Raw genomic sequence first — 721 nt, forward strand, 5'->3', positions numbered from 1 at the left:
TAGTTACAACCCTGTAGAAAGATGACTAGACGATTTCCTGGCCCATCAACACAAGAGAAAGGAAGGATACGAGTTACTTTCACCAAAAGGCTTTCACTTCGTCTAGACATCTTGTTCTTTCCGTCACCAGTTACTTGTAGACTGGCGACATTTCTTGGCTCACCACTCGTGGTGAACGCTCTAAAATTCCAGTGTTTTTCGCCGCTTCAGCGCCCAAAAACGTCGTATTAGTACGGGAACCTTCTGCTTCGTATTTCGCGATATCAGATAACTTCACCATATAACCGGTCACTCGAACTAAATCATTCGACGCGACGTTTGCGGTGAACTCTCGATACCCCGCGTTCAACGCGCCCTTGCATAAATTGAACATGGCTTCTGGGTTTGACTTCACCGTTTCATCAATCGTTAGAATATCGCTGATACCCGCTCGATAATATTGATGATGCGCCGCAGTTGCTTGTACATAAGTAACAGGGTCTGGCTCGTTACCGTAAGGAAGGCGCACACCTGGCGTTACATCCAGATCGAGACTGATACCACCTTGAGCATGCAACAACGCTTTGCCCTCTAAGCCATATCTCACAGGCGTAGAATCAACCAATGTCGCTAATGTCGCTGAAATTTCGTGGCCTAATGCATTTGCACGTTCGTCTTGTCCGTAGCGGGAGGTTTGCCCTTCTTTTTCAAGAAGTAAGTTGACCGCTTCAGCCATGCCATA

The 721-nt window shown here is 47.0% G+C and carries 1 protein-coding gene and 1 pseudogene; both read right to left on the reverse strand.

Annotated elements, in window-relative coordinates; genetic code table 11:
• A pseudogene (locus tag R7190_RS27325) lies at nt 1-110 on the reverse strand (YjjW family glycine radical enzyme activase); the annotation flags it as partial.
• Between the two features lie 20 nt (nt 111-130).
• The coding region (locus R7190_RS27330; RefSeq protein ID WP_318137862.1) for a glycyl radical enzyme domain-containing protein at nt 131-721 on the reverse strand (591 nt) is incomplete at its 5' end.

Source organism: Vibrio sp. 1078-1, from assembly GCF_033340475.1.